Source organism: Protofrankia sp. CiP1_Cm_nod1 (assembly GCF_920888515.1).
GTDB lineage: Bacteria > Actinomycetota > Actinomycetes > Frankiales > Frankiaceae > Protofrankia.
The window spans coordinates 1-3,024 of sequence record NZ_CAKKTM010000223.1; the positions used below are offsets into that span (position 1 = coordinate 1).

The 3,024-nt window shown below is 71.5% G+C and carries 1 protein-coding gene and 1 pseudogene; one reads left to right on the forward strand and one right to left on the reverse strand.

Translation table 11 applies throughout. From position 1 onward, the window contains the following. Nucleotides 1-589 (forward strand): annotated as a pseudogene (locus tag NBX02_RS10440) (hypothetical protein); the annotation flags it as partial. A gap of 253 nt (nucleotides 590-842) precedes the next feature. Here the strand turns inward: NBX02_RS10440 and NBX02_RS10445 are convergent. Continuing rightward, nucleotides 843-2,543, reverse strand: coding sequence for a SpoIIE family protein phosphatase (locus NBX02_RS10445; protein ID WP_250281022.1), 1,701 nt, complete (start codon nucleotides 2,541-2,543; stop codon nucleotides 843-845). Between the last annotated feature and the right edge of the window lie 481 nt (nucleotides 2,544-3,024).

The window sequence follows — 3,024 nt, forward strand, 5'->3', positions numbered from 1 at the left end:
CGCGTCCGCGGTGCTGCGCGCGGTCGGGCCCGTCAGCCCCACCAAGAGCCTGACCGGCACCAAGCCCACCACGGTGAAGGTCTCCACCGGCGCCCCCTTCACCCGGGCGGCCAGCGGCCTGGAGCACGCCCAGCGGTGGGCCGCCGCCCTCGGCGGGGACACGGCCGCCCTGGCCGACCTGTACGCCGACTACTTCACCCTCGAGTGGACCAAGGTCGACGACCACCTCGACGACACCGTCACCGACCGCGAGACCCTTGTGGAGCGGCTCGGCGGGATCGCCAGCGGGGAGAACGGCACCTACACCTTCACTCCCACCGCGTGGTTCGGCGGGCCCGGCGACAGCTACGGCCTCATCCACTGGAACGTCCGGATCGAGGGGGCCACGACCTACCGTGGCCTGCCCACCAGCGGCAAGACGCTGGAGACCCTCGGCTCGACGTTCCACCAGTTCGACTCCGAGGGAAAGATCATCCTTGAGTCGACCTACTGGGAGGACAACCGCGTCTTCGAGGCGCTCGGGGTGCCGGTCATCCGCCCGCACTACTGGGACGAGAACTTCGATCCGGCCAGCCTGCTGCCCGGATAGCACAGGGCCCGGGCACACACCCGGTCGCTGACGGCGACGGGATGCGAGCGGGACCTGCGGCGGCGGTGCCAGGCGAGGATTCGAGATCCGGTGACAGAGCCGGTCCGGGTACCTCCGCCACGGCCCGCCGCCTGTTCGCGTGCGCGCACCGTTCGCGGGCGGCGCGCCCGGGCGTCCCGCCCGGCGCCCTGTCCGGGCCCTGGCGGGCGGCGCCCGGGACGCCCTGTTCGCGCTCTCTTTGTACGTCAGGTATCTATTTGTACGTCGGGTGTGTCGGCTGCTCGGTCCAGATGGTCTTGCCCAGGCGGCTGTAGCGGCTGCCCCACCGCCGGGTCATCTGGGCCACCAGGAACAGGCCGCGGCCCCCCTCGTCGGTGCTGCGGGCATAGCACAGCCGTGGCTGGGTGAAGCTGGCGTCCGAGACCTCGCAGACGAGCAGGTCGTCGCGGATCAGCCGGACCCTGATCGGGCCCTGCGCGTACCGGATGGCGTTGGTGATCAGCTCGCTGATGACCAGTTCCGTGCTGAAGGACAGGGTGTCCAGGTCCCAGTCGGCCAGCTGCCGGGTCGTGAGGCCACGGACCTCGGAGACCACGGACGGGTCGGCGGGGAACTCCCACTCGACGACGGCCTCGGCCGTCACGGTGCGGGTGCGGGCGAGCAGGACGACGATGTCGTCCGCGGGCGGGGCCGAGGAGGTGTCGCCAAGGAGGGCCTGGCCGATGTCGTCCAGAGACCGGTCGCTCTCGCAGAGTGACTCCAGGTGTCCGTGGAGCCACTCCATCCCCTGGGTGACGTCGCGGTCGTACCGGTTGAGCAGGCCGTCGGTGTACAGGGCGAGGACGCTGCCGGGCGCCAGCGTGATCTCGGTGACCTCGAAGGGCATCCCGCCCACGCCGAGCGGCGGCCCGGGGGTGACGTCGACGAAGTCGACCTTGCCCTCCGGCGTCACCACGGCCGGCGGCGGATGCCCGGCGCTGGCGATCGCGCAGCGGCCGGAGACCGGGTCGTACACCGCGTAGACGCAGGTCGCGCCAACCGTGTCCCGCCGGGACGGGTCGGCCTCACTGGCGAGCCGCTGCACGAGGTCGTCGAGGTGGGCGAGCAGTTCGCCGGGCTCGAGGTCGAGATCGGCCAGGGTCTGCACGGCGGTACGCAGCCGTCCCATGGTGGCGCTCGCGGGCAGGCCGTGCCCGATGACGTCACCGACGACGAAGGCCACCCGCAGCGAGGACAGCGGGATGACGTCGTACCAGTCACCGCCCACCTGGCGCCCGCGGTCGGCCGGGACGTACCTGCCGGCGGTCTCGGCCGCGGTGGTGTCGGTCCTCGCCTGGGGCAGCAGGGCCCGCTGCAGCGCGATGGCCGCCCGGCGCTCGCGGGTGTACCGGCGGGCGTTGTCGATGCTCAGCTCGGCGCGGGAGACGATCTCCCGTAGCAGCTTGCGGTCGTCCCGGTTGAAGACCGGGGCCGAGCCGGTCCGCCACACGCTGACGATCCCGAACAGCAGGCCGCGGACGTACAGGGGCGCGCTCATCCCCGAATGCGCGTCCAGCGGGATCATCGCGTCCGTGAAATCGCTCGCGTAGGGGACGACCTCCGCCCGGGTGGTGGCCATCAGAACCCTGCCGCGCTGCAGGCTGTGGATTTCGAACCCGTCCGGGAACGGCGGGATCGGCATGTCCGTCCGGATGAATCCGGGATGCCAGGAACCGTGGTGGCGGACCGCGGCGACGCGCCGCAGGCGCAACTGTCCACCGCCGAATGTTTGCGGCGGCTCGTCTCCGGCCCGCACGGCTTCACTGAGATCGACCGTGGCCACGTCGGCGAGGGCCGGGACGAGGACCTCGGCCAGATCCTGGGCCGTGTGGTCGACGTCCAGTGAGCGGCCGATACGTTTGGCCGCCGCATAGAGCAGATACAGATCGTGCGGGTTCTGCTGCTGTCCGGTCATATCAGATCCATGGCACATTCCAACGACGTCGCATGAAACACGATCCCGATACCAGGCCTCCGTATCGTGCTGAAGGAGCACACGCCCGGCTCATGGGGCGACGTCGCAGAATACCATCCGATACGGTTTCCCGGCCGATTCACCGGTAGCTCCCGCCGGACGCCCCGCGGATATTCCTGCCTGGCGGGACGGAGCGGCCACGCGGCCGGCGGGCGCGGCGCGCAACGCGGCCGGGGGCACCTCCTGCGTGCACCTCCTGTGTGCGTCCGGTACATGGCTGCGCTGTCCTCCGCTGGCCGTCCCCGGTCGGCCCGGGCCGCGGTCAGTTCTGACTGTCGACTGGCTGGTGGGCGGTAGCGTCCGGTACATGCCCCCATCGCGGCCCGCGTCCCAGCCCACTTCCCGGGCGGCCGCCGGCGGCGGGCCACCGCGGCGGGGCATCCGTCAGGACACGCCGTGGCCGGGCAGGATCTGCCGCGCC